The sequence below is a fragment of the Trueperella bernardiae genome (assembly GCF_030246965.1).
Classification (GTDB): Bacteria; Actinomycetota; Actinomycetes; order Actinomycetales; family Actinomycetaceae; genus Trueperella; species Trueperella bernardiae.
Genome location: NZ_CP127099.1, coordinates 1,594,292 through 1,616,922, shown reverse-complemented (window position 1 = coordinate 1,616,922; position 22,631 = coordinate 1,594,292). Strand labels below are relative to the sequence as shown.

Sequence of the window (22,631 nt, the reverse complement as noted above, 5' to 3'; positions counted from 1 at the left end):
GTGGTGGGACATTTAGGCCTCGTTGGGGTGCATGAGTTGGGAACACAGAGTGACCTGGGAGCCGGTGGCTGCGAGGAGGTGCTCGGAGGCTTGGAGGAGGGAGGCGAGGTCGTCGGCGTCGGCGAGGCGGTACCAGGAGGCGCGGCCCTCCGCACGGAATTCGATGAGGCCGCATTCGAGCAGGCAGGAGAGGTGTTTGGAGACGGTGGATTGGGCGAGCCCGAGGTGATCGACCAAGTCGCGCACGCGGTGCTCGCCGTAGGAGAGGTGGTGGAGAACGGCGAGGCGTGTGGGGTCGGACAGTGAGTGGAAGAGGCTGGCGTAGACCGCGGTGGCGGAGTGGTCGAGGGGAGGGCTGCTGATCGTCATGACTCGATAGTATCGCGTTTGGGCGATAAATGTTACCCGATGGTGGCGTAGTCGGCATGCACTGCTTGGCTTGTGGGCGAGTGGGTGTTGTGAAGGGGGTGCGGCTAGAATGACCACCACGGGTAAGCACGACCCTTCACAGAAAGGTCACGCAATATCATGTCTAATCAGGATTTTCCGCCGAACAATCCGCCCCAGCCAACGCCGGGATTCCAGCCTCAGCCGGGGTTTCAGGAGAACTCGGCGTTCTAGGGTCAGCCGACGTATCAGGCTCAGCCCCCGCATGTGTACCAGCAGCATTACGGTATGGCTGCTCCTCAGGCGCCTGGAATGAAGAGGGTGAATAAGACTCTGTACATCCTGATGTCGTTCTTCTTCAGCACCTTTGGCGTTCACAGTTTTCTGCGCGGTCAGGTTGGGATTGGTGTTTTGATGCTGCTCGTGTCGTGGATGACGCTCGGTATTTGGCAGTTGATCGATTTTATTATCGGGCTGACCAAGATCGGCGACTACCCGGGCGACGATTTTGTGTTCACGGAGCATGGTAACTGGGCTTAGCGCTGGGCTATGCCCAACGGACGCCGGAGTCCGGCGTCCGTTGGCCGGCCGCGGGCAGGCGCCTGGATCCCCGGACGCCCGCCCGCATTCCGCCCTCACGATCTGAAGGTACAGTGCAGCTCGCCCCGCCATGCGCATGAGGGCAGACTGCCCGCCCGCGCCGGGATCAGTGCGAGGTAATCTTCGTGCTCCCCGCGCAGGCGGGGATGAGCCCTGCGCCGGGAACCGCGCGAAAAACTGAGCCACCCACTGGCTCAATTACAACTGCACAATCGGCTCAAAAACACTTGACCATACACACATACGGTCGCAAGAGGTATTGACCTCGTGGCTAATTCTGCCATCACTACTTGCAGTAGGTGTGACACGCCTGGCCGGAAGAGCTACTTAAGCTCGGTGTACTTCGTCGCGGTACCTCTTGACTTGTCCACGGGATACTTCTCACCGTTCAGGTTTACTTTCCGCACTATCTCATGACCGAGGTCGGCATCCAGATCCGAGGCAAGCTGAAGACAGTAAATGACAATGTCCGCTAATTCCTCGAGGAGTTCATCGCGATGCTCAGCCACAGCGGATTCAGCGGTTCGCCATTGAAAGACCTCGAGGAGTTCGGAGCACTCAAGGGAGATCGACAGCGCGAGATCCTTAGCGTTATGGAACTTTCGCCAGTCGCGTTCTTCTCGGAAAGCGTTGATTAATGATGTCAGTGTCGAAATGGAATCACTGTTGAGCGGTTTCTCCGGACTAATGCTCGGCATCATTCCTCCAGACTTCATTAGGCTTCGTAGTGTTTGTCCTTGCATGTTGATACCCGAAACTATAGCGGTCATGACATCTATCCTCGTCAGGTCCAGATAGTCAGCGCGCGGGTGCGTTATTGTTTACTCAAGATTGCCATTCTCAAGAGTGTGACAGGTGTGATTTCATGGAGTGCGATAGTGCGATGGGTCTGGAGTTGATCGGCGATACGCACGTGGAGCGCTGGGAATTTGGCAACGTGAACGAAGAGAGCATTAGCCGTTCAATCTCTCCGGTGGAAAGCTGGACCGAAGAGCTTATTCGCAAGTACACGCTTGAATACCCCACGATCTATGTGGTCGAATACCCTGACAAGAACAAATATCGTAAGAAGTTTCATGTATACGTTGGCGAAACAAACAATATCCAACGTCGACTGGCAGAGCATGCCGATCCGAAGCGCGAATATCGTGACAACTGGAGGCGTGCGGCTCGCGAGAATAAAGCGAACGTATACGTCATTGCGAACACGATTTTCAACAAGTCCCTCACGCTTGATATCGAGAATGAACTCATACTGATGCTCTCAGGTTCGCCATCGGTGGAGGAGATTCACAATTGGCGTGGCAACCCACAAGGTGACTATTTCACTCACGAGAAGCTAGACGAGGTATTCGGAGATATCTGGGAAAGGCTCCAAATTGAGAACCCAGATCTCTTCCTCGATATCGAAACAATCAAGGACTCGGCGCTTTTTAAAGCGTCGCCGTTCCACAAGCTCTCAGCGTCGCAAGCTCAAGCAAAGGAGCAGATCTTTGCGACGATCGTGGAAACGATCGGAGAGCTCCACCAGTCGGAAGCGCGCGAGAGCGCCTCCGATGCTACGAAAACGGATTCCTTAGGAAAGCTGATCCATGTAGCAGGCGGAGCAGGAACGGGCAAGACTGTGCTTCTCAGTAGCGTTTTTGCGGATCTTGCGAAACTGCTCGTTGAGGAAGGTAAGAACGGTAATGTCAGAATCGTTGAGCCGGAGGAGATTACCTCCTTTGAGGAGGCTAACTACCGGAATCTTGACGTCCACATCGTCGTTAATCATGTCGAGCAATGTACCGTTTACAATCAAATAGCGAAGAAGCTGCAGCTTCAGTCGAAGGACGATCAAATCGTTCACAAGCCTTCGCCTTTCATTAATCGCTTTTCGACGGATAGGCCTGTTGATGTTGTTCTAGTTGACGAGGCGCATCTTTTGTTAACGCAGGGTGATCAAGGGTATTCAAGCGACAACAAGAATCAGCTATACGACATTCTTACGCGCGCACAGGTTGTCCTCGCCATCTACGATCCGCGGCAGGTCGTATCAATTAAGCAGTACGCAAATGCGGGTTGGAAAGACTGGATGCAAGGGGTAACGCACGAGACGATTGAGCTGAAAGAACAGCATCGGATTTCAGCGTCGGAGGGTGTCATTAGATGGATTGACAGCATTACCCGCGATCTCGAGATCGAACCGTATCCTGAAGGAGATGACAGCTACGATATCAAGGTGTTTGACTCGCCCCAGCAGTTGCACGAAGCCATCAAAGAAAAGGCGCGATCTGTGGAGCACGGTCTTTCTCGACTTATCGCAAGCTATGACTGGAGCTGGAGTGAGACAAAGACGCCTTGGGGACAAGAAAAGAGGAGCGCGTTTGATCCAAAGAATCTTGAAGGTGATACTGGTTTGCGCGCAAAGATTGAAGCTCGTAGCAAGGACGTTCTATGGTCAGTCAGCATAGGGGACTGGAGTCTGCCCTGGAACTATGAGTTAGAAGCGACATACTCGGCGCCGGACAAGAAGGCGTTAAGAGGAAAAGCTTGGGCGGAACAAGATCAGACGATCAATGAAGTCGGATCGATCTATACGATTCAAGGATTCGACCTTAATGTCGCTGGCGTCATCCTTGGAAAGTCCGTTACCTTCCGTAGTGGAAGGATCGTCCTAGACCCGGCAAGTAGCAAGAATGCCCGGGTGACAAACCAACGCCGGGACTCTGGTCGGCCAAAGGAAGAGGTATCGCGCGAGCTTCTCCAAAACGAACTCAACGTGTTGATGACACGAGGTGTGAACGGCCTTTATGTCTACGCTGAGGATCCAGAGCTTCGGGAGGCTCTTAAAGCGAGTGTTAAGAGCGCCGGTAATATCCGCATCTAGTCAGAGATTCTGGGACGCGTAGTCTCCGGACGCAAGCCGTGCCCCGGCGTCGTGACGCCGGCCTAGGCACCCGGGCCCAAGCGCGCGTGAGGCGGGCCCGCCACCCGGGGGCTTGCCGTTGCGGGAACCGGGTCGAAAGTCGCATATGGCGCCCGGCCGGTGATACATTTGAGGGCGGTGCGTGGCGGCTAAGGCCGCCCATACTAGGCGGGCCACACCGCTCGAAATAGGCGGGCCGAACCGCCCGAAACGGGTGGCGCGCCCCTACAACATACGACAACCCATGATTCCCAACGGAGGGCAGATGACAAAGTACGTATACGACTTCACCGAGGGTGATAAGGACCAGAAGGACCTCCTCGGCGGTAAGGGCGCGAACCTGGCTGAGATGACCAACCTTGGTCTCCCGGTGCCTCCCGGCTTCACGATTACCACGGAGGCCTGCCGCGTGTACCTGAACGAGGGTGCGGCGCCGGAGGAGCTGGACGTGCAGGTCACGGGCGCGATCCGTGAGGTCGAGGCGAAGATGGGCAAGCACCTGGGTGATCCGGCTGATCCGCTGCTCATGTCGGTGCGCTCGGGTGCGAAGTTCTCCATGCCGGGCATGATGGAGACCGTGCTCAACATTGGTCTGAACGACGAGTCGGTGCTCGGCCTTGCGGAGCAGTCCGGGGATGAGCGTTTCGCGTGGGATTCGTACCGCCGCCTGGTGCAGATGTTCGGCAAGACCGTGCTGCACATTGAGGGTGAGCCGTTCGCGGACGCCCTGCATGCCCTCCAGGATGAGAAGGGCTACGCCGGCGATCCGGACATGACCACGGAGGACCTGCAGCGCCTGGTGATGGAGTTCAAGGCGATTGTCAAGGAGGCCACGGGCCACGACTTCCCGCAGAACCCGCGCGAGCAGCTCGATCTGGCGATCAAGGCCGTGTTCAACTCGTGGAACACGGAGCGCGCCCGCATCTACCGCCGCCGCGAGCACATCCCGAACGACATCGGCACCGCCGTCAACGTCCAGACCATGGTGTTTGGCAACATGGGCGCGGGCTCCGGCACGGGCGTGTGCTTCACGCGCGATCCTTCCACGGGCCACTCGGGCGTGTACGGCGACTACCTCGAGAACGCGCAGGGCGAGGACGTGGTGGCGGGCATCCGCAACACGCTGCCGCTGTCGGCGCTCGGTGAGCTGGACAAAAAGTCGTATGACGAGCTGCTGGCCATCATGGACCGCCTCGAGATCCACTACCGCGACCTGTGCGACATCGAGTTCACGGTGGAGCGCGGCAAGCTGTGGATGCTGCAGACCCGCGTGGGTAAGCGCACCCCGGCCGCGGCGTTCCGCGTGGCGGACCAGCTGGTCGACGAGCGTCTCATCACTCGCGACGAGGCGGTCACCCGCGTGACGGGCGACCAGCTCACCTCCCTGCTCTTCCCGCAGTTCGACAAGGACGCGAAGAAGGTCACCATCACCCGCGGCATGCCGGCCTCCCCGGGCGCGGCCGTGGGCGAAATCGTCATGGACAACGCCACCGCGGTAGCACGCACGCAGGCGGGCGCGAAGGTGGTGCTCGTGCGTCGTGAGACGAACCCCGAAGACCTCCAGGGCATGGTGGTCTCCGAGGGCATCCTCACCGCCCGCGGCGGCAAGACCTCGCACGCGGCCGTGGTGGCGCGCGGCATGGGCCGCTGCTGTGTGGTCGGCGCCGATGACCTGGTGGTCGACGACGTGGCCGGCACCATGAAGGTCAAGTCCACCGGCAAGGAATTCAAGGTGGGCGACATCATCGCGATCGACGGCACCACCGGCGAAATCTTCGAAGGCGACGTGCCCGTGACCGACTCCCCGGTCACCACCTACCTGGCCGAAGGGCTCGAGGCCGGCCTCGCCGCCGCACACACCGATGACGACCGCGACCTGGTGGGCGCCGTGGACCGCATCATGAGCCACGCGGACGAGAAGCGCCGCATGCTCGTGCGCGCCAACGCCGACTCGCCGGAGGATGCCGCCCGTGCCCGCGCGTTCGGCGCCCAGGGCATCGGCCTGTGCCGTACCGAGCACATGTTCCTTGGGTCCCGCCGCAAGCTCATCGAGAAGATGATCCTCGCCCACGACGAGGCGACCCAGGCCGAAGCGCTGGCCGAGCTGCTGCCATACCAGCGCGAGGACTTCATCGGCATCTTCGACGCGATGGACGGCCTGCCGGTCACCGTGCGCCTCATCGACCCACCGCTGCACGAGTTCCTGCCCGACCTGACCGACCTGTCGGTTAAGCTCGCGGTCAAGGAAGCCAAGGGCGAGGAGATCACCGACGACGAGCGCGAGTTGCTCGCGGCCGTGAAGTCGCACCACGAGCAGAACCCCATGCTGGGCCTGCGCGGCGTGCGCCTCGGGCTGAAGATCCCGGGCCTCATCCGCCTGCAGGTGCGCGCGATCGCCGAAGCCGCCGCCCACCTGATGAAGGAAGGAAAGGACCCGAAGCCGGAGATCATGGTCCCGCTCATCGGCGGCGTGCGCGAACTGCAGATCGTGCGCGACATGGCCCTCGAAGTCATCGCCGAAGTCTCGAAGGAGACGGGCGTGGAGCTCGACCTGCCGATCGGCAACATGATCGAGCTGCCGCGCGCGGCCGTGTCGGCTGACACGATCGCCACCGAGTCCGACTTCTTCTCCTTCGGCACGAACGACCTCACCCAGACCACGTGGGGCTTCTCGCGCGACGACGTCGAAGGCACGTTCTTCAACGAATACTTCGACTACGGCGTGTTTGGCGTGTCCCCGTTCGAGTCCGTGGACCTCGGTGGCGTGGGCGCCCTCGTGGACATGGGCGTGCAGCGCGGCCGCCACTCCAAGCCCAACATGAAGATGGGCGTGTGTGGCGAGCACGGCGGTGACCCGAGCTCGATCCACTTCTTCGAGAAGGTCGGACTGAACTACGTGTCCTGCTCGCCGTTCCGCGTGCCGGTGGCCCGCCTCGAATCGGGCCGTGCGGCCATCGAGAACGAGACCACGTACGTGCGCCACTTCAACGACCTGTAAATCGCTGAAGGGCCTGCGAGTACGCGGGCGAATCGGGAGGGGCTCGGCCAGGGATGGCCGAGCCCCTCCTTCTTTCCGCTGGCGGGCCGGGCGGCGTCGGTGGGCGCGGGCCCGGCGGCGTCGTCGGGAAATCGATGCCCCAAAAGTGACGTATGTTATAATGATGGGGTCATGTCGCACAGACGTGCCCCTCACACGCACACACGAAAGGGACATCGTGGACAACGAACTCACACCCACGCCTGAATCGGCAGATGGTACCGAGACCGCGCCGCTTCAAAGGGCTGACGGCCCCGAGGCGGCGGGCGCCGCGCAGTCGGCCCCCACGGAGCCGCTGCCCCAAAACCCCACGGAGCCGCTCGAGCAGGCCGCTCCGGCTGACTACACGCCCACCGACTCCTACGCCGCGGCCCCGGCCAACACCTATGGGCAGGCGCCCGGCGCCCCGGCGTCGCCGGCCGCCGAGAACGCCCCACAGGCCTACGATCCGAACGCGGCCCCTGCCTACGTGCCCTACGTGCCCGGCCAGGGCTACGACCCGAACGCAGTCTACGCGGCCGGCGCCCCGGCGTCGTCGGCCCCCGCGAACCCCGCGGACTCCATCGGCGGGGTTTTTGGTGCCATGTGGTCCGTGATCAAGCTGATCCTGGGCGGCCGCCTGCTCGAGGCGATTAAGCTGGGCGAGTCCCACCGCTACTACTGGCACGTGGCCATGGGCATCTTCGTGTTCGTCGGCGCGCTCATCCCCGCGGGCGTCGGCGTGGCAGCGTTGAAGGGGATCGTCAACTTTGTCAACACCTACAGCCGCTACGGCTTCGGCTACTCCGGCCCCAGCGTGGGCGACCTGCTCGGCACCGGGTTGAAGCTCTGGCTGTTCGGCGCGGTCGTCTTGGCGGCGTTGGTGTTCGCCTTCACGTGCGCCCTGTACTTCACACTGAAGATGCGAGGCGTCACCGTGCCGTTTGGGCAGGTGGCCACCCTGTGGTCGGTGTCGGCCACCCCGGCGATCTTCATGATGGTGATCGGCGCTTTCCTGGTCATCATCCCCACCACGGTCACGTTCTTCCTGGGCTTCCTCGTGCTCTCCATTGGCGTGGGCCTGGCGGGCAACATGGCGTTTATCGCGAACTACGTGGGGCTCAACCGGATCGCGCGGGCGGAGAAGTCGATGCTAGTCCCGTACGTCCTCTTCTGCGGGCTTGCCGCCGTGGTCGTCATGCTGATCTTCCTCATCCTCGGTCAGTTGGTGTCGTAGCCATGAAGACCAAGTCACGTTTCAGCGTGGTCGCCCTCGCGGTGGCCCTGCTCATGTTGCTCACGGCGTGCGGCGCGCGCCTGAACACCACCGTGGCCCTGGAGGAGGGCGGCGCCGGCACGCGCACGATCTCCTTCACCGTGGCCAACGACGCCGACACCCGGGACCGCATCACCGGCGGCTTCGAAGCCGCCGACGCCGCGATCGTCAAGCACCTGCCCGAAGGCCTCGAGTTCTCCGGGCTGACGATGGGCGAGGCGGAGGTGACGGGCAACTTCACCCTGTCCTTCACCGACATGGACGACTACAAGTCGAAGGTCACCGCGATCCTCGAGGCCGGCGGCCTTGACGGGGATCCCGAGATCACGTTCTTCTCCGCCGACGGCTCGTTCAAGAAGGGCTTCGAGTTCGAAGAAAGCTTCTCCTCCTCCGACCTGCTGGCCTGGGTGCCGGACGCGCTCGTCGTCGAAGGTGTCATCGCCGAAGACGACCGCAGCAGCGTCATCGACGGCGAAGACCCCAGCACCGTCACCTACGGAGGGGAGACCTACACGTCGGACTACGGCGGCTCCATCTTCATCGATCAAACCCAGGACCAGGGCTTCGACAACGTCTACCTGACAATCGCTGACAACGACGACGGCTCGTTCGGGGCCGTCGTCGTGCTCGAACGCTACTCGAAGCCGACCGAGCCGATCAAGAAGATCGACGACGAGTTCCTCGGCAAGTTCTCCGGCATGACGATCGACTCCGACACCGACACCTCGACCAACAACTACCAGCGCTCGCTCAGCTTCGACGCGATCTCCGCCGAGGACCTCGTGTTGAAGCTCGACGACGTGTTCGGCGAGGGGGCGACGTCGTTCGAAGTCGGCACTGGCGGCGAAAACGGGGAAGCCAAGCTCCAGCGCACCTACCGCGGCACCGCCGACCCGGTGGAGCTGTGCAGCAGCTACTGCGGGCTAGAAGTACACATGATCGCACCCGAGGGCTACACCTCCGGGGGTGGCGACAACACCGACTACGCGTACGGCACCAGCTTCGAGTTCGCCTTCGACAAGGACATCGTCTTCGACTCGCTCGACTTCGCGGTGAACGTGTCGATGTCGAGGGAATGGACGCTCGACGTCGACGTCGTGCTCGATTCCACCGAATACGCCGACTTCCTCGACCAGGTGGAGGCCGCGCTCGCCGAGAACGGCGGTTCTATGAAGACCTCCGACACCGACGGCAAGCGCACCTACTCCTTCTCCTTCACGCCAAAGGACGAATCCGCGTACGCCTGGTCCGTCCGCGTCCGCACCCTCGAAGGCGTCGAGAAGGAGGTCACCGACGGCGACTACGAGGTCCAGCTCGAACTCGACCCGTACGACTTCGTGGGCGGCGCCCAGATCTCCCAGGTGACGGGCAGCGTTGAACTCGGCACCATGCAGAAGTGGGCGAATGTTAGCGACTACCTGTGGACCCGCGATGGTGACACGTACACCTACTCCGTCTCCGACGCCAGCTCGCTCTGGTTCGAGGGGTATGCGTCGGGTCCGACGATGGGCAAGCTGATAGGCATGATCATCGCTGCCGTGGTGGTGATCGCGCTCATCGCGCTGGCCATCATCTTCCGCAAGAAGATCGCCAAGCTGTTCTCCAAGGGGCCGAAGCCGGCGCCGTACCCGGGAGCTGCCGGTGCCGCCGGTGTGGCTGGGCCGGCGGGCGCGTATGGCGCGCAGCCATACAGCGTGCAGCCGGGGGCTCCGGTGGGCCCGGGCGCGCCGGGTCAGGGCGCCGAGCTCGGCGTTCAGCCGGAGGCTCCTCAGTTCTCCGCGGCCCACTCGGCCGAGGCCAGCACGTTTGCGGGAGCTCAGCCGGGCATCGCGCCGGGAGTTCCGGCAGGTCCTGGCGCGCAGGCCGGGCCGGGTGTGCCGGCACCGGGTGGCTCCGCCTCGGGCGAGTTCCGCGAGTACGACCTCACCTAACGCCAGCTAGCAGTGTGGGCCCGGACATCCGTCCGGGCCCACACTCATGCCCGCGCTTGCCTGCCGCGTCACCGCACGCCTGCCCGTGCGCCCGCACCCGCGCCTGCCCGTGCGTGCGTTTCGCGTCACCTGCGTCACCAGCGCCCGCAGAGCCCGCAGCGCCCACAGCCCCCGGACACGAGCTCGCCACCACGCGCGCGGCCTGCCCGCCCGGCAGCTGCCCTCCGGCTGGTGGTCGTTGCAGATGCTGCACTACCTGGCAAGATGCGGCACTACTTTCCCGTTATTTAGTACCGCGTTTGTCAGTTTAGTGCCGCATCTGCTGAGAGGGGCCGGCGGCAGCCCACCGGCGGGCCGGCGGCAGCCCACCGGCGGGCCGGCGACAGACCACCGGCCGCCACCGCCGCACCCCAAACTGGAGTCATTCCAAGGTGTAAATAACGGGACTTTGGGCTTTCTTATATGAGCAAGGCAAGGATTGCCTTACTCGTGACAATTCCATATTTCCTGGAGGAAGAATGAAGCTCAGCGAATGCCCCACACGCGTTACGCTTCGACTCACTAACCTGAAGCTCCCCGAGCATAGCCTGCTGCGCATGCAGGAGATCGGTGTGCGGATTGGCGCCGAAGCCACGGTGATCCAGCATGCCGGTTTTGGCGGCTTGGTCCTTAATATTGCCGGCTCGCGCGTGGCGATCGACCACCGGTCCGCGAAGAACATCGAAGCGGAGCTGGTGGCATGACGGTCCAGGAAAAGGTCAAGGAAAACAAGCGTTACGCGGGCGTGACGATCGCACTGGTCGGCAACCCGAATGTCGGCAAGTCCACGCTCTTCAACGGCGTGACGGGCGCCCGCCAGGCGGTCATCAACGCCCCCGGCACCACGGTGGAGGTCAAGGCCGGCACGTGGCGGAGCCTCGGCGCCCGCGTGCTCGACCTGCCCGGCGCCTACTCGCTCATCCCCAACAGCCCGGATGAGAAGGTGGTGGCTGACACGCTCGCGGGCCCCGGTCGCGACGCCGCCGCCCCGGCTGACCACGGCCATCACGGCCACCGCGGCCCGCTCGATCAGGACGTCAACCTGGTGCTCGCCGTGCTCGACGGCGGCGCGCTCACCCGCTCCCTGTACCTCGTGGCCCAGCTGGCGCAGACGGGCTACCCGGTCGCGGCGGTGATCCACATGGCTGACGTCGCCGCCGATAACGGCATCAAGATCGACCCGTCGGTGGTTTCGCGCGAGCTTGGTATCCCGGTCATGATCTTTGACCCGCGCAAGCGCGGCCAGTACGCCCAGCTTGACCGCTTCGTCGAGCAGGCGATCCTCGAGCCGCGCCGCGTGTCCGGCCTCGACGCCGACCCCACGGCCCCCGGCTACAACGCCCGCGCGGCCGCGAACCCGCTGGCTAGCTGCCGGCTGTCCGACGTCGACGAGCGCGACCTCCTCGCCCAGACCTCCTGCGGCGGCGGTGCTGCGTGCGGTTGCGGCCACGACAAGGCTTCGTCCCTGGAGCTTGACGACGTCGCCCCCACGGGCCTCGCCTGCGGCTGCGGGCACGACCGCCCGACCAGCCTTGAGCTTGGCCCCACGCACACGACTGAGCCTGCCTCCGCCACGGATGCGGAGCTTGAGCGGGCCACCCGCCTGTTCGGCTGGGTGGACCGTGTGGAGTCGGCGATCAACACGTCCGCCGAGCGCCCTGAGACCCACGGGCCGTCGCGCTCGGATCGCGTGGACAAGGTGCTGCTCAACCCGGTGGCTGGCCCGATCGTGTTCTTCGCGGTCATGTGGCTGCTGTTCAAGCTGGCCGGCGAGTGGGTGGGTCCCATCCAGGACTGGTGTGATGCGATCTTCTCCAGCACGGACGAGGGCGCGATCTCACTGGCGAACGGCGTGAGCTGGCTGCTCGGCGTCGTCGGCCTGGGCGGAACGTGGGTGGATTCGCTCCTGGTGGGCGGTCTGTGTACGGGCCTGGGAGTGGTCGGGTCGTTCGTGCCGCTCATGTTCACGATCTTCGCCGCGCTGTCGATCTTGGAGGATTCGGGCTACATGGCCCGTGCCGCGTTCCTGGCGGACCGCCTCATGCGCCGCATCGGCCTGGACGGGCGCGTGGTGCTCCCGCTCATCATGGGCTTCGGCTGCAACCTGCCCTCCCTCGCCGCGGCCCGCACGCTGCCCTCCCCGGCGCAGCGCCTAGTCACGGTACTCATCACGCCGTACACTTCCTGCGCGGCGCGGCTGACGATCTACCTCATGATGACCAAGATCTTCTTCCCCAACAACGCAGGAACCGTGGTCTTCGCCCTCTACCTTGCCTCGATCGTGCTGGTGGTGCTGGGCGCGTGGGTGCTGAAGTTCTTCTATACCAAGAATGACGCCCAGTCCCCGCTCATGCTGATCCTGCCCGCCTACCAGGTGCCGCGCGCTTGTGCTGCTGCGTCAGGCGGTGCAGCGCTCGTGGATCTTCGTCAAGGGCGCGGGCAAGATCATCGTGGCCATGACCATGGTGGTGTGGCTGCTGGGCGCGATCCCGATGGGCGCGGGAGGCGCGGGCAAGTCCTTCGCTGACCCGGAGCTGCCGATGGAGGATTCGGCCTACGGGCAGGTGGCCAAGGTGCTCGAACCCGTCTTCGAGCCGGCCGGCTTCGGCGACTGGCACATGGCTGGCGCGCTCATGACTGGCTTCGTGGCGAAGGAAACCGTGGTGTCCTCGATCGTGGCCTCCTACAACATGGACCCGGAGGCCGCCGGCGACGCCGAAGACAACGGCGACGACCTCGGTGAACTTCCCGACCTCCTCGCCTCCACGTTCACGCAGACGGCCGGCGAGGGCTACCAGGGCCTGGCCGCGATCGCGTTCCTCGTCTTCGTCCTGGCCTACACCCCGTGCCTGGCTACGGTGGCCGAGCAGGCCCGCCTGATCGGCGGCAAGCGCACCACGATCGCTGTGGGCGCCCAGCTCGTCATCGCCTGGGCGCTGGCGGTGGGTATCTTCCAGATCGGGAAGCTGTTCCTGTGAACGCTCCCGCTCGCCTGAGTGCGCCCGCGGCTAACGTGGGCGCACCCGCGCGTCCGGCGTCCCTGCGCCCGGCTAGCCCGGCTAACGCTGCCAGCCAGCGTCCCGGCAGCCCCGCCTACTCGGTTGCCGACCGGGTCCTTGCCGAGATCCGGGCCGGCGGCACGATCCCTAACGTTGCGAAGAAGACCGGCACCAGCGAGGTCTTCGTCCGGGTGCTGGTGGACCACCTGGAGCGGACGGGGCTGGGCGGGTCGGCGTCGTCGTTGTGCTCGTCGGGACAGGGGGCGTGCGGGCCGAACGGCGCGCAGACTGACGAGGCTCTCATTAGTTGTGCAGGGTGCGCGTTCGCGCGCTAAAAAGGGGACAATGGCCTCGAAGGAGGCATCATGGAACCTACGCTTGCCCACGCGCTTGAGGCCGCCATCGAGGGGGACGTCCATTCCTCGCCCCGCGCCCGCGCCGAGTACGCGACGGACGCGTCGAATTATCGGGTCCCGCCGCAGGTGGTGGTGTGCCCCAAGAACGACGACGACGTCGCGGCCGTTCTGCGCATCTGCCGGGAGCGTTCGGTGCCACTGACGTCGCGCGGGGGTGGCACGTCGGTGGCGGGTAACGCGGTGGGTGAGGGCGTGGTCCTTGATTTTTCGCGTTACATGAATGCCATTGAGGTCGACCCGGTAGCGCGCACGGCCCGCGTCCAGCCGGGCGTGGTGATGAGCGATTTGCAGGCGGCGGCCGCCCCGTACGGCCTGCGCTTCGGCCCGGATCCTTCCACGCAAAATCGTGCCACGCTGGGTGGCATGATCGGCAACAACGCCTGTGGCCCGCACGCGGTGGCCTGGGGGCGAACGGCCGATAACGTGGTCTCCCTCGAGTGCCTGGATGGCATGGGCCGGCGCTTCACGGCCGGTGCGGGGGAGCTCAACGTGCCGGGGCTGGAGGCCCTCGTGGATGCCCACCTGGCCGACATTCGCAAAAGCTTTGGCCGGTTTTCCCGCCAGGTCTCGGGTTATTCGCTCGAGCACCTCCTGCCCGAAGCCGGGCGCGACTTGGCGAAGATGCTGGTCGGCTCGGAGGGCACGCTCGTCGTGATGACGGAGGCGGTGGTGCGCCTGGTGCCGCTGGCGCAGACGCCCACGCTCGTGGTGCTCGGCTACCCGGACATGCCCGCGGCCGCCGACGCCGTGCCCGCGCTACTTCCCCATTCGCCGCTCGCGGTGGAGGGGATTGATGCGCAGCTGGTGGACGTGGTGCGGCGCAAGAAGGGCTCTGTGCCCGAGCTGCCGGAGGGCGGCGGCTGGCTGTTCATTGAGGTCGGGGCGCAGGAGGGCGAGGAGCTCGCGGTGGTCGAGGAGCGCGTGGCGGGCATCCTTCGCGACGCCGGCACCGACGCCGCCCGCGTCTGCCCGCCGGGGCCGGAGGCAACCGAGCTGTGGCGAATCCGCGCCGACGGTGCGGGGCTGGGCGGGCGGACGCCGTCGGGAGCCGCGGCCTGGCCGGGCTGGGAGGACTCGGCGGTGCCGCCGGAGAAGCTCGGCCCCTACTTGCGCGACCTGCGCGCCCTCATGGGTGCCAAGGGCCTGGACGGGCTCATGTACGGCCACTTCGGGGATGGGTGCGTGCATGTGCGCATTGACTTCCCGATCGAGGAGCTGGGCGGGGTGCCGGTGATGCGCGCGTTCATGGAGGAGGCCGCCGACGTGGCGGTGCGCTACGGCGGGTCGCTGTCAGGTGAGCACGGCGACGGGCGCGCCCGCTCCGAGCTGCTGACCCGCATGTACCCGCCGGAGGTCATCGAGCTGTTCGGCGCGGTCAAGGCACTCTTCGACCCGGAAGACGTGCTCAACCCGGGGGTGCTCGTGCGCCCGCGGCCCCTCGATTCTGACCTGCGCCGCCCCCACGCCTCGCCCAGTGAGTACGCCGGCGGCTTCCACTTCCGCGAGGACGACGCCGACCTCACCCGCGCCGTCCACCGCTGCACCGGCGTGGGCAACTGCCGGGCGAACCGCACGGGCGCGGGGTATTTCATGTGCCCGTCGTACCTGGCCACGCGCGAGGAGAAGGACGCCACGCGCGGGCGGGCGCGCGTGTTGCAAGAGGCGACGAGCGGGAAGCTGATTAAGGGGTTCGCCGATGCGGCGCTGCGCGAGTCGCTCGACCTGTGCCTGGCGTGTAAAGCCTGCTCCTCCGACTGCCCCACGGGCGTGAACCTGGCCAAGTTCAAGTCCGAGGCGCTCTATCGAGGGTACAAGGGCAAGCTCCGTCCGCGCACGCACTACGTGCTGGGCAACCTGCCGCTGTTGGCCCGGTGGGCCACGGCCGTGCCCGGGGTGGCGGCAATCGCGAACGCGGCGCTCAAGGTCACGCCGCTGCGCAAGCTGGCCTTCGCCGTGGCTGGGCTGGACTCGCGCCGGCAGATGCCCGGGTTCGCTACGACGCGATTTTCCAAGCTCGCGCGGGCCGAGCAGGCCGAGATGCGGCGGGTCGGCGGCGAGCTGGCCGGGGCTGGCGCCGGCGAGGAGTCGCGGGTGCGGGCGGGGGCCGGGGACGGAGTCGTCGGCGCGCACGAGCTGGGGAAAAAGTACGTGATGCTGTGGGCCGACTCGTTCTCCGAGACGCTCGATACCACGGGCGCGCAGGCCATGGTGGCCGTGTTGCAGCGGGCGGGGTACACGGTGCTCATCCCGCCGTCGGACACGTGTTGCGGGCTGACGTGGATCACCACCGGGCAGCTGGGGCACGCGAAGAAGGAACTCACGCACCTGTTGGATGTGCTGGCGCCGTTCGCGGCGTCGGGGATCCCAATTGTGGGCGTGGAGCCGTCGTGTACGGCGGTGCTGCGCGAGGACATGCCCGACCTACTCGATGACGCCCGCGCCGGCCTCGTCTCCCACATGACCTACACGCTCGCCGAGCTGCTGACCGCGCCCGCACCGATCGGGCCGGAGGTGTGGACGCCGCCGGACCTCAGCGGCCTCACGGTGGTGGCCCAACCGCACTGCCACCACTACTCGGTCATGGGCTGGCTTGCCGACGCGGAGCTGCTGCGCCGCGCCGGCGCCGACCTCACCACGGTCTCAGGATGCTGCGGGCTCGCCGGCAACTTTGGCATGGAGAAGGGGCACTACGAGGTATCGGTCAAGGTTGCCGCCAACGACCTGTTGCCCAAACTCGCCGCCGCCCCCGACGATGCCGTCTACCTCGCCGACGGTTTCTCCTGCCGCACCCAGGCCGCCCAGCTGGCGGGCGACCAGGGCGTGCACCTCGCCGAACTCCTGCGCGACGGGGTGGCCGTGCGGCGCAAGGGCGGGCGCCGGTAGGGTGCGGCTGTGGTGGCCGGGCGGCGTCGTGAACGAGCCGGGCAGGAAGCCGGGGCGCGCCGTCGTTGGGCGGTTGGCTACGGGCGCGCGGGCGGGCACGGAAGGCGGGGTTGGCCGCGTGGCTGTCGGCAAGTCCACTTCACGGATGAGGCGGCGCCCATCCGGGGCCGGTAGGCTGGAATAAACTGAGGTGCGGGAAGGAGAACGCGTGGTGGTTTTCGCATTGCATCAGGGGCGCCTGGTGGCGGCGGCGCAGTCCGTGCCCAGTGAGGCGAGCCCCGAAATCCTTGACGCCGTACGCTCCCAAATCTTTGACTTTATCGGCCAACCGCTGTTCGGCGTGGGCTGGGCGGACCAGACCTTCCTCGCGCTTGATACGACGGGGCAGGTGGTGAGCGTTGACGTCGTGGAGGCGCTCTCCGCCCAGGACTTCAGCGCGGCGCTCACGCGCGCCGGCCGGCACGCCCAGATGAGCCGGGCCGCGCTCGGGCAGATGTACCCCGGCGGGCTCGAGTCCTTCGACGCCGACTACCGCGCCTTCGTCGACTCCGCTCCGCCGCGCACGGCGCCCGGGCCGCGCCTGCACATCTTCTCCCTGGCCTACGACACCGATGTCCTGTGCCCTATCCTCGCCCTGCGCGGCGGTGGGGTGGAGGCCCATCGGGTGCTGGCCTATCAGAGCGCGCAGGGACTGCTGGTAGAGATCGCCGAGCTGGCTGAGCTGACCGCGGCGCTGCCGTGGGCGGGAGAGGCGGTTGAGCCGGAGCTCGTTGCGGAGGAGTCGGCTACCGAAGAGGTCGTTGAGGGGGCGCCGGCCGAGGACGTGCCGGCCGAAGTGGTTAATGCTGCTGAGCCGGCGGCCGAAGAGCCGGCGGCGGACGTTGCAGAACCCGCCGAAGATGTGGCTGAGGCTGTTGAGGTTGCCGAGGTGGCCGACGTCGCGGAGCCTGAAGTCACGGCGGAGCCGTCGCCGGAGGCGGAGGAGATCGTCGACCGCGCCCAGCGCTACGACGACGCCTGGGACATCAGCGGCTGGCGCTTTGAGAAGGAGAGGCCGGCGAAGAGGTCGGCGTCGGAGGTCATGTCCACGGTGGAGTCCCGCCGAACCTCGCGGGAGAGCCGCCGGGCGCTGAGCGAGGAGGCCCGGGATCTCTTGGAAAAGAACCGCCAGGACGTGGGCCCCACCATGTACGACCAACTCATGAGCGAGGCCAAGCGCCCCGAACAGCGCCTGTGGGATATGAGCGCGCCGAAGGATCACGGTGCCACCATTTACTCGGAGCAGGCTTCGTCGGTGGCCTCGCAGGAGGCGGTGACCCGCGCGGCAATGCGCCCGTGGAAGTCGCTGGCTCCTGCTAAGCCTGCACCTGCCGGCTCGCCCGCGCCTGGGCCCCAGCGCGCCGACAGCTCCGATCGCGCGGCCGCGCCTGAGTCTGCTACCCAGCTCGCGGCTAACACGCGTGAGCCCAACATTGACTCCACGGACCTGCCCGAGCCCCTGCCGCGGATGCAGCAGGTCGTGGCCGAGGTGGGCGCTGTTGACGTGACGTGGCGCTCGCGGCGCCGCCGCCGGCGCAGCCTTTCCGCGCGGCTGACAGAGACCGGCCTGCTCGAGGTGGAGGGCAAGGGCGTGTTTGCGGATCCGTCGCAGGCTGCGGTGGCGGCTTCGGGCATGATCGGCGCGGACGGCTGGCGCATGTGGCTCGTCCCGGACGGCCGCTCCTTCGGCGAGATCGCCTAGCGCAGCACCCCCGCCCCGCTCCGGTACCCGCGCCGATTTGGGCGCCGATAATCCGTGTTACTGGCTTGGTTCCTGCTCGGCTCCGGCTCCCGTCGTCACAAGTCGTGAATCTGAGGGCGAGCGGGCTTCTATAGCGATCGGTAGCCGGTATTTTCACGAGTTGTGTCGGCCAGGCCCCGGGTCTGGTCGAACAGCGCCGCGGACGAAGCGCTCGATGTGGCCGTAGGCGTACTGGCGGGCGGAGCGCCGGGAGAGTAGTACGTCGTGGATGGCGTCCGGCACCTTGACCAGGGTGGTTACCCGCCCGAGCCAGGGCACGCGCTTCCAGATTTGGTCGACGTTGAGGACGGTGTCGGCGTGGCGCATCTGGTCATTCCACGTGTCGGAGTAGAAGGTCTGCGCGCTGGTGAGCACCAGGATCGGGCACTGGATGTCGAGCCCTTGGGCCACGCGCTCGTGCCCGTTGGCGATCGCGCGTAGCCAGCCGGCTCGGATGGGGAAGGAGGGCACTTGCCGGTAGCGCGGGTCGGGGTGCCAGCCGCCGTCGGTGACGAACGGGTCATCGCAGGGATCGGCGCTGGCTGCGGCGCGTTCCTCGTCGGTCATGTAGCCGGTCAAGAGCCGGTGGTAGAAGTCGTTGCCGGGCATGGGGATGACGGTGGTGCGCGAGAGGCGATGGATTGTGTCGAGGATGGGCTGGCTGGCGAGGCGCAGCGCGGTCTGGCCTTGGAATTCGAGCCAGGGGGAGTTGAGGATGACGCCGGCGAGGGCATCGGGGTGGCGGTCGGCCCAGAGTGTGGCGGTGAGGCCGCCGGTGGAGTGGCCATAGAGGAAGAGCGGGACGGTGTCGCCGAGTTCGGAGTAGATGACGTCGAGCGCTTCGTGGATCTCCTCGTCGTACGTGGATAGGTCCTCGATGTAGCCCCACATTTGGTCGTCGAGGTGCGAGCGGCCGTATTTGCGCAGGTCAATGGCGTAGAAGCGCCCGCCCATGCGCTCCACTTCGAGTGCGAACTCGTACTGGTAGAAGTAGTCGTTCCAGCCGTGGATTGCCAGCACCGCGAACGTGGGTGCGCTGTCCCCAGGCCGGTAGGTCACGAGTGTGGCGCGGTTGGGCCCGAACTCGTCGTCGTGCAGGGGGAGGACGCGCTGGTAGAAGCCGTCCCCGAGGAAATCAGGTGTCCACGACATGCCACCATTATTGCACCCGGCGCGCGCGGGCGGGGAAGAGTGCGGGGTCGTCGAGGAAGTCGCGCAGGATGGCCGTGACCTGGTTGTTTTCGATGAGGAAGCCGTCGTGGCCGTAGGCGGAGTGCACGGTTCGCAGCGGGCGCGCGCCGGGGAGGGCGGCGGCGAGCGCGGCCATGTCAGCGGGGTAGAACAGCCGGTCTGAGTCGACTGCCACCACGAGTGCGGGCATGGTCAGGTTTGCGACGACGGCGGGGGTGCCGCCGCGGCCTCGCCCGATGTCGTGGGTGATCATCGACTGGGAGATTGTGAGATAGGAGTTTGCGTCAAAGCGGGCGGCGAGCTTGTAGGCGTGGTGATCCAGATACGAGGAGACGGCGTAGCGGCCGCCGGCGAGTGGATCTTCGCCCTCTTGGGGCGTGCGGCCGAAGCGCTGGTGGAGTTCGAGCGGGCTGCGGTAGGTAATATGTGCGAGCTCGCGGGCGAGGCCCAGGCCGCGGTGGGGGCCGGCGCCGTCGGGAAGGTGATAGTAGTCGCCGCCGTTGAAGGCGGGGTCGAGGGCGATGGCCTGATTTTGGGTTTTTTGGTAGGCGATCTGCTCGGCAGTGGTGGCCGGGCCCGCCACTAGCACGGCGATCGCCCCGCACATGCGCGGGTACGACGCCGCCCACTCCATCACCCGGTTGCCGCCGAAGGACGCGCCGGCGACGAGCGCCCAGCGGCTCACGCCGAGCCGGTCGGCCAAGAGGTTTTCCGCCGCACACATATCCCTGATCGTGATCTCGGGGAAGCGCGAGCCCCACGGCTTGCCGTCGGGGGCGATGGAGGCCGGGCCGGTCGAGCCCTGGCAACCACCCAGTACGTTGGGGCAGACCACGAACCAGCGGTCGGTGTCGATGGCTTTGCCCGGGCCGACGATCTCGTTCCACCAGCCGTCCGTGCCGTCCTTCGAGGTGGCGTGAGAGTCGCCCGTGAGGGCGTGGCACAGCAGGATCGCGTTCGAGCCGTCCGGGCTGAGCGTGCCCCAGGTCTCGAAGGCGAGCGTGACGTGGATTGTGCCGCCAAGCTCGAGGGGAAGTGGGCCGAGGTCTGCGAACTGGCGCTCGCCGGGCTCGTCGCCGTCGCGCCAGGCGCCGGTGGCCGGCAGGGGCTTACGGGAGAGGGGCGGGTGGTAGCCGGTGTCGAAGTCCGCCACGGGGGCGGCGTCGGTGACGGGCGTGAGCGGCGGGTAGCCCACAAGGAAAGGCGGGTAAGAAGCGTCGGGTGTCATGGAGGTCCTCATCGTAGATCACGGGCATGTCAAGGGCACCCGCCAGGAAGGGGCCGGTGCCCGCTCTACATTCGCTTCATGCCTCCACCATAGGGCGCGCCCGAAAGGGGCGCAACGGGATGACGCGGCATGAGACAGCGGCAAGATCGCGGGCGTGTGACAGTTGTTAATGGTGAGAATGAAGTAAATAAAGTGAATTGTGATTCTCGTGTTTCATTTTGTAACGAATGGGTATACGGTGGTGGGTGAAAACGCGTTGTCAAGCCGACACGCCCGCACGCATCACACATATGGAGGTGGCTGGTGGCACGTAAGTCACTGGTAATGCTCTCAGCCTTCGGGTTGGCATGGTCCTTCGCGCTACCCGCACAGGCAACTCCCATCTCGGGAAACGACATCGAGGATTCGTACGCTGCGCAAGAGCAGACCGCTCGCTCGCTGGCCGATCTCGAACTGGAGTTGACGCGCCTGGCACAGGAGTCGGACGCCGCCACGGCCGCTGCCGCCGAGGCGGAGGCTGCCTCGATCATCGCGCAGTCGGATCTGTCAGACGCGATCTCCGAAGCGATCGCCGCTCAGGAGAAGGCAAACGCTGCGAACGATGACCTGCAGGTCGCGCGTCGTGAACTCGGTTCTGTCTCGCAGGCGATGTACAAGAATCAAGCGGGCGAGGTCACGCAGTCCTACTACCTCTTCGGTGCGGACTCGATGGAGGACGCGAATAAGCGCTCGCAGGTCTTCGGCGCGGTGGCGAACTCGGTTGACTCCAGGGTGCAGCGCTTCCAGGCGCTCGAGGAAGTGGCGCGTGTGCTCCAGGAAGAGGCCGACGCCGCCGCGGAGGCCCAGACCAAGGCCGCGGACGAAGTGACCGCCAAGGCCGACGCCGCGAAGGCCGCCGCCGAATCCCAGAAGCAGATCCTCGCCTCGGCCCAGGCCCAGCGCGATGGCCTGGCCTCGGAGCTAGCCGCACGTCGTGGTACCACGGAGGAGCTGGAGCGCGCACGCCTCGCCCAGCTCGAACAGGAGCGTCAGGGCAAGGCGGAAGCCGCCGCGAACCTCGTGCGCGCCCAGGCCGAGCAGGTCCGCCAGGAGCGCGCCACGTCGGACGCTCAGGCCGCTGTCGACCAGTTGGCCACCAATGCTGCTGCTGCCGACGCCGCCGCGAACGCCGCCGAGAAGGAGGCCCAGCGCCTCGCCGAAGAAGCGAAGAACTCCTCGGGTGCGGGCAAGGCCAACACGGAGAAGGCTGCCAAGGAGGCCGCTGACTTCGCTGCCGCCCAGCGTGCGCAGGCTGATCGCATCGCCGCCCAGAAGGCCGCCGCCGAGCAGGCCCAGAGGATCGCCGCGGAGAAGGAGGCGGCCGCTAAGGCTGCTGCCGAAAAGGCCGCGGCGGAGAGGGCCGCGAAGGAGGCCGCTGACAAGGCGGCACGCGAGAAGGCGGAGAAGGAGGCGGCTGCCAAGGCTGCCGCTGAGAAGGCGGCTAGAGATGCCGCCGCCAAGGCCGAGAAGGAGGCCGCGAACAAGGCCGCCCAGAACGCGCCGACGTCGGGCTCGGGCCAGGCCCTGGTCAACTACGCACGCCAATTCGCCGGTGTCCCGTATGTGTGGGGCGGCGTCTCGCCCACCTCGGGTTGGGACTGCGTGGGCTTCGTGTGGTATGTCCACCAGCGCTTCGGGGTGACCACCCCGCGCCGCACTGGCCAGTCTGTCACCCAGTTCTGGGGCGCCTACCGCCAGGTGCCGGCCTCCCAGGCCCAGCCCGGTGACGTCATGTGGTGGCCCGGCCACGTGGGAATCTACACCGGCAACGGCATGCACATTGCCGCCTGGAACCCGTCGATGGGCACCCAGGAGCGCGCGGTGTGGGGTAACCCGATTTACCTGCGCGTCCGCTAAGAACCATCCCGTCAAGGAACACGCCTAGAAGAGGAGGCCACCCCAGCCGGGGCGGCCTCCTCTTCTAGGCTTTGCGGCTTT

16 protein-coding genes are annotated in these 22,631 nt (G+C 65.8%); 12 read left to right on the top strand and 4 right to left on the bottom strand.

All coding sequences use genetic code 11. The features are described 5' to 3' along the window. Positions 1–12: 12 nt before the first annotated feature. A complete protein-coding gene (locus QPC17_RS07435; protein ID WP_068538610.1) occupies positions 13–369 on the bottom strand; it encodes an ArsR/SmtB family transcription factor in 357 nt (118 codons plus the stop codon). 306 nt (positions 370–675) lie between these two features. On the opposite strand from QPC17_RS07435, the gene QPC17_RS07430 reads away from it, so the two are divergent. Then, positions 676–927, top strand: a complete 252-nt coding sequence (locus tag QPC17_RS07430) for a TM2 domain-containing protein (RefSeq protein WP_285347177.1) — start codon at positions 676–678, stop codon at positions 925–927. A 383-nt stretch (positions 928–1,310) separates the two neighbouring features. Here QPC17_RS07430 and QPC17_RS07425 read toward each other — a convergent pair whose 3' ends face one another. Then, a complete protein-coding gene (locus QPC17_RS07425) occupies positions 1,311–1,757 on the bottom strand; it encodes a nucleotide pyrophosphohydrolase (protein ID WP_285347176.1) in 447 nt (148 codons plus the stop codon). Positions 1,758–1,870: 113 nt separating this feature from the next. On the opposite strand from QPC17_RS07425, the gene QPC17_RS07420 reads away from it, so the two are divergent. The 10 genes from QPC17_RS07420 (at position 1,871) to QPC17_RS07375 (ending at position 18,196) form a co-directional block, all read left to right on the top strand. Beyond that, the gene (locus QPC17_RS07420; RefSeq protein WP_285347175.1) at positions 1,871–3,856 is read left to right on the top strand and encodes a DNA/RNA helicase domain-containing protein; all 1,986 of its coding nucleotides are present in this window, start codon (positions 1,871–1,873) and stop codon (positions 3,854–3,856) included. 304 nt (positions 3,857–4,160) lie between these two features. Beyond that, entirely contained in the window at positions 4,161–6,893 is a 2,733-nt protein-coding gene (ppdK, locus tag QPC17_RS07415; RefSeq protein ID WP_285347174.1) for a pyruvate, phosphate dikinase, read from the top strand. A 217-nt stretch (positions 6,894–7,110) separates the two neighbouring features. Next, positions 7,111–8,148, top strand: coding sequence for a hypothetical protein (locus tag QPC17_RS07410; protein WP_285347173.1), 1,038 nt, complete (start codon positions 7,111–7,113; stop codon positions 8,146–8,148). A gap of 2 nt (positions 8,149–8,150) precedes the next feature. Next, entirely contained in the window at positions 8,151–10,118 is a 1,968-nt protein-coding gene (locus tag QPC17_RS07405; RefSeq protein WP_285347172.1) for a hypothetical protein, read from the top strand. 518 nt (positions 10,119–10,636) lie between these two features. Then, the gene (locus QPC17_RS07400; RefSeq protein ID WP_068538616.1) at positions 10,637–10,861 is read left to right on the top strand and encodes a FeoA family protein; all 225 of its coding nucleotides are present in this window, start codon (positions 10,637–10,639) and stop codon (positions 10,859–10,861) included. Beyond that, positions 10,858–12,684, top strand: a complete 1,827-nt coding sequence (feoB, locus tag QPC17_RS07395; RefSeq protein ID WP_236698654.1) for a ferrous iron transporter B — start codon at positions 10,858–10,860, stop codon at positions 12,682–12,684. The genes QPC17_RS07400 and feoB overlap by 4 nt, the downstream gene beginning before the upstream one ends. Beyond that, on the top strand, positions 12,614–13,135 hold the full coding sequence (locus QPC17_RS07390) for a nucleoside recognition domain-containing protein (RefSeq protein WP_236698655.1): 522 nt from the start codon (positions 12,614–12,616) through the stop codon (positions 13,133–13,135). The genes feoB and QPC17_RS07390 overlap by 71 nt, the downstream gene beginning before the upstream one ends. Continuing rightward, the gene (locus QPC17_RS07385; protein WP_062613279.1) at positions 13,132–13,491 is read left to right on the top strand and encodes a hypothetical protein; all 360 of its coding nucleotides are present in this window, start codon (positions 13,132–13,134) and stop codon (positions 13,489–13,491) included. Before QPC17_RS07390 ends, QPC17_RS07385 begins: the two co-directional genes overlap by 4 nt. 30 nt (positions 13,492–13,521) lie before the next feature. Beyond that, the gene (locus tag QPC17_RS07380; RefSeq protein ID WP_285347171.1) at positions 13,522–16,455 is read left to right on the top strand and encodes an FAD-binding and (Fe-S)-binding domain-containing protein; all 2,934 of its coding nucleotides are present in this window, start codon (positions 13,522–13,524) and stop codon (positions 16,453–16,455) included. A 208-nt stretch (positions 16,456–16,663) separates the two neighbouring features. Beyond that, entirely contained in the window at positions 16,664–18,196 is a 1,533-nt protein-coding gene (locus QPC17_RS07375; RefSeq protein WP_062613283.1) for a hypothetical protein, read from the top strand. A gap of 153 nt (positions 18,197–18,349) precedes the next feature. Here the strand turns inward: QPC17_RS07375 and QPC17_RS07370 are convergent, their stop codons facing one another. Then, complete coding sequence (locus QPC17_RS07370; RefSeq protein ID WP_070447781.1) at positions 18,350–19,387, bottom strand: alpha/beta hydrolase; 1,038 nt, start codon at positions 19,385–19,387, stop codon at positions 18,350–18,352. 7 nt (positions 19,388–19,394) lie between these two features. Further along, the gene (metX, locus tag QPC17_RS07365) at positions 19,395–20,654 is read right to left on the bottom strand and encodes a homoserine O-acetyltransferase MetX (RefSeq protein ID WP_070444832.1); all 1,260 of its coding nucleotides are present in this window, start codon (positions 20,652–20,654) and stop codon (positions 19,395–19,397) included. 303 nt (positions 20,655–20,957) lie between these two features. On the opposite strand from metX, the gene QPC17_RS07360 reads away from it, so the two are divergent. Next, the gene (locus QPC17_RS07360; protein ID WP_143601976.1) at positions 20,958–22,550 is read left to right on the top strand and encodes a C40 family peptidase; all 1,593 of its coding nucleotides are present in this window, start codon (positions 20,958–20,960) and stop codon (positions 22,548–22,550) included. Positions 22,551–22,631: the final 81 nt, after the last annotated feature.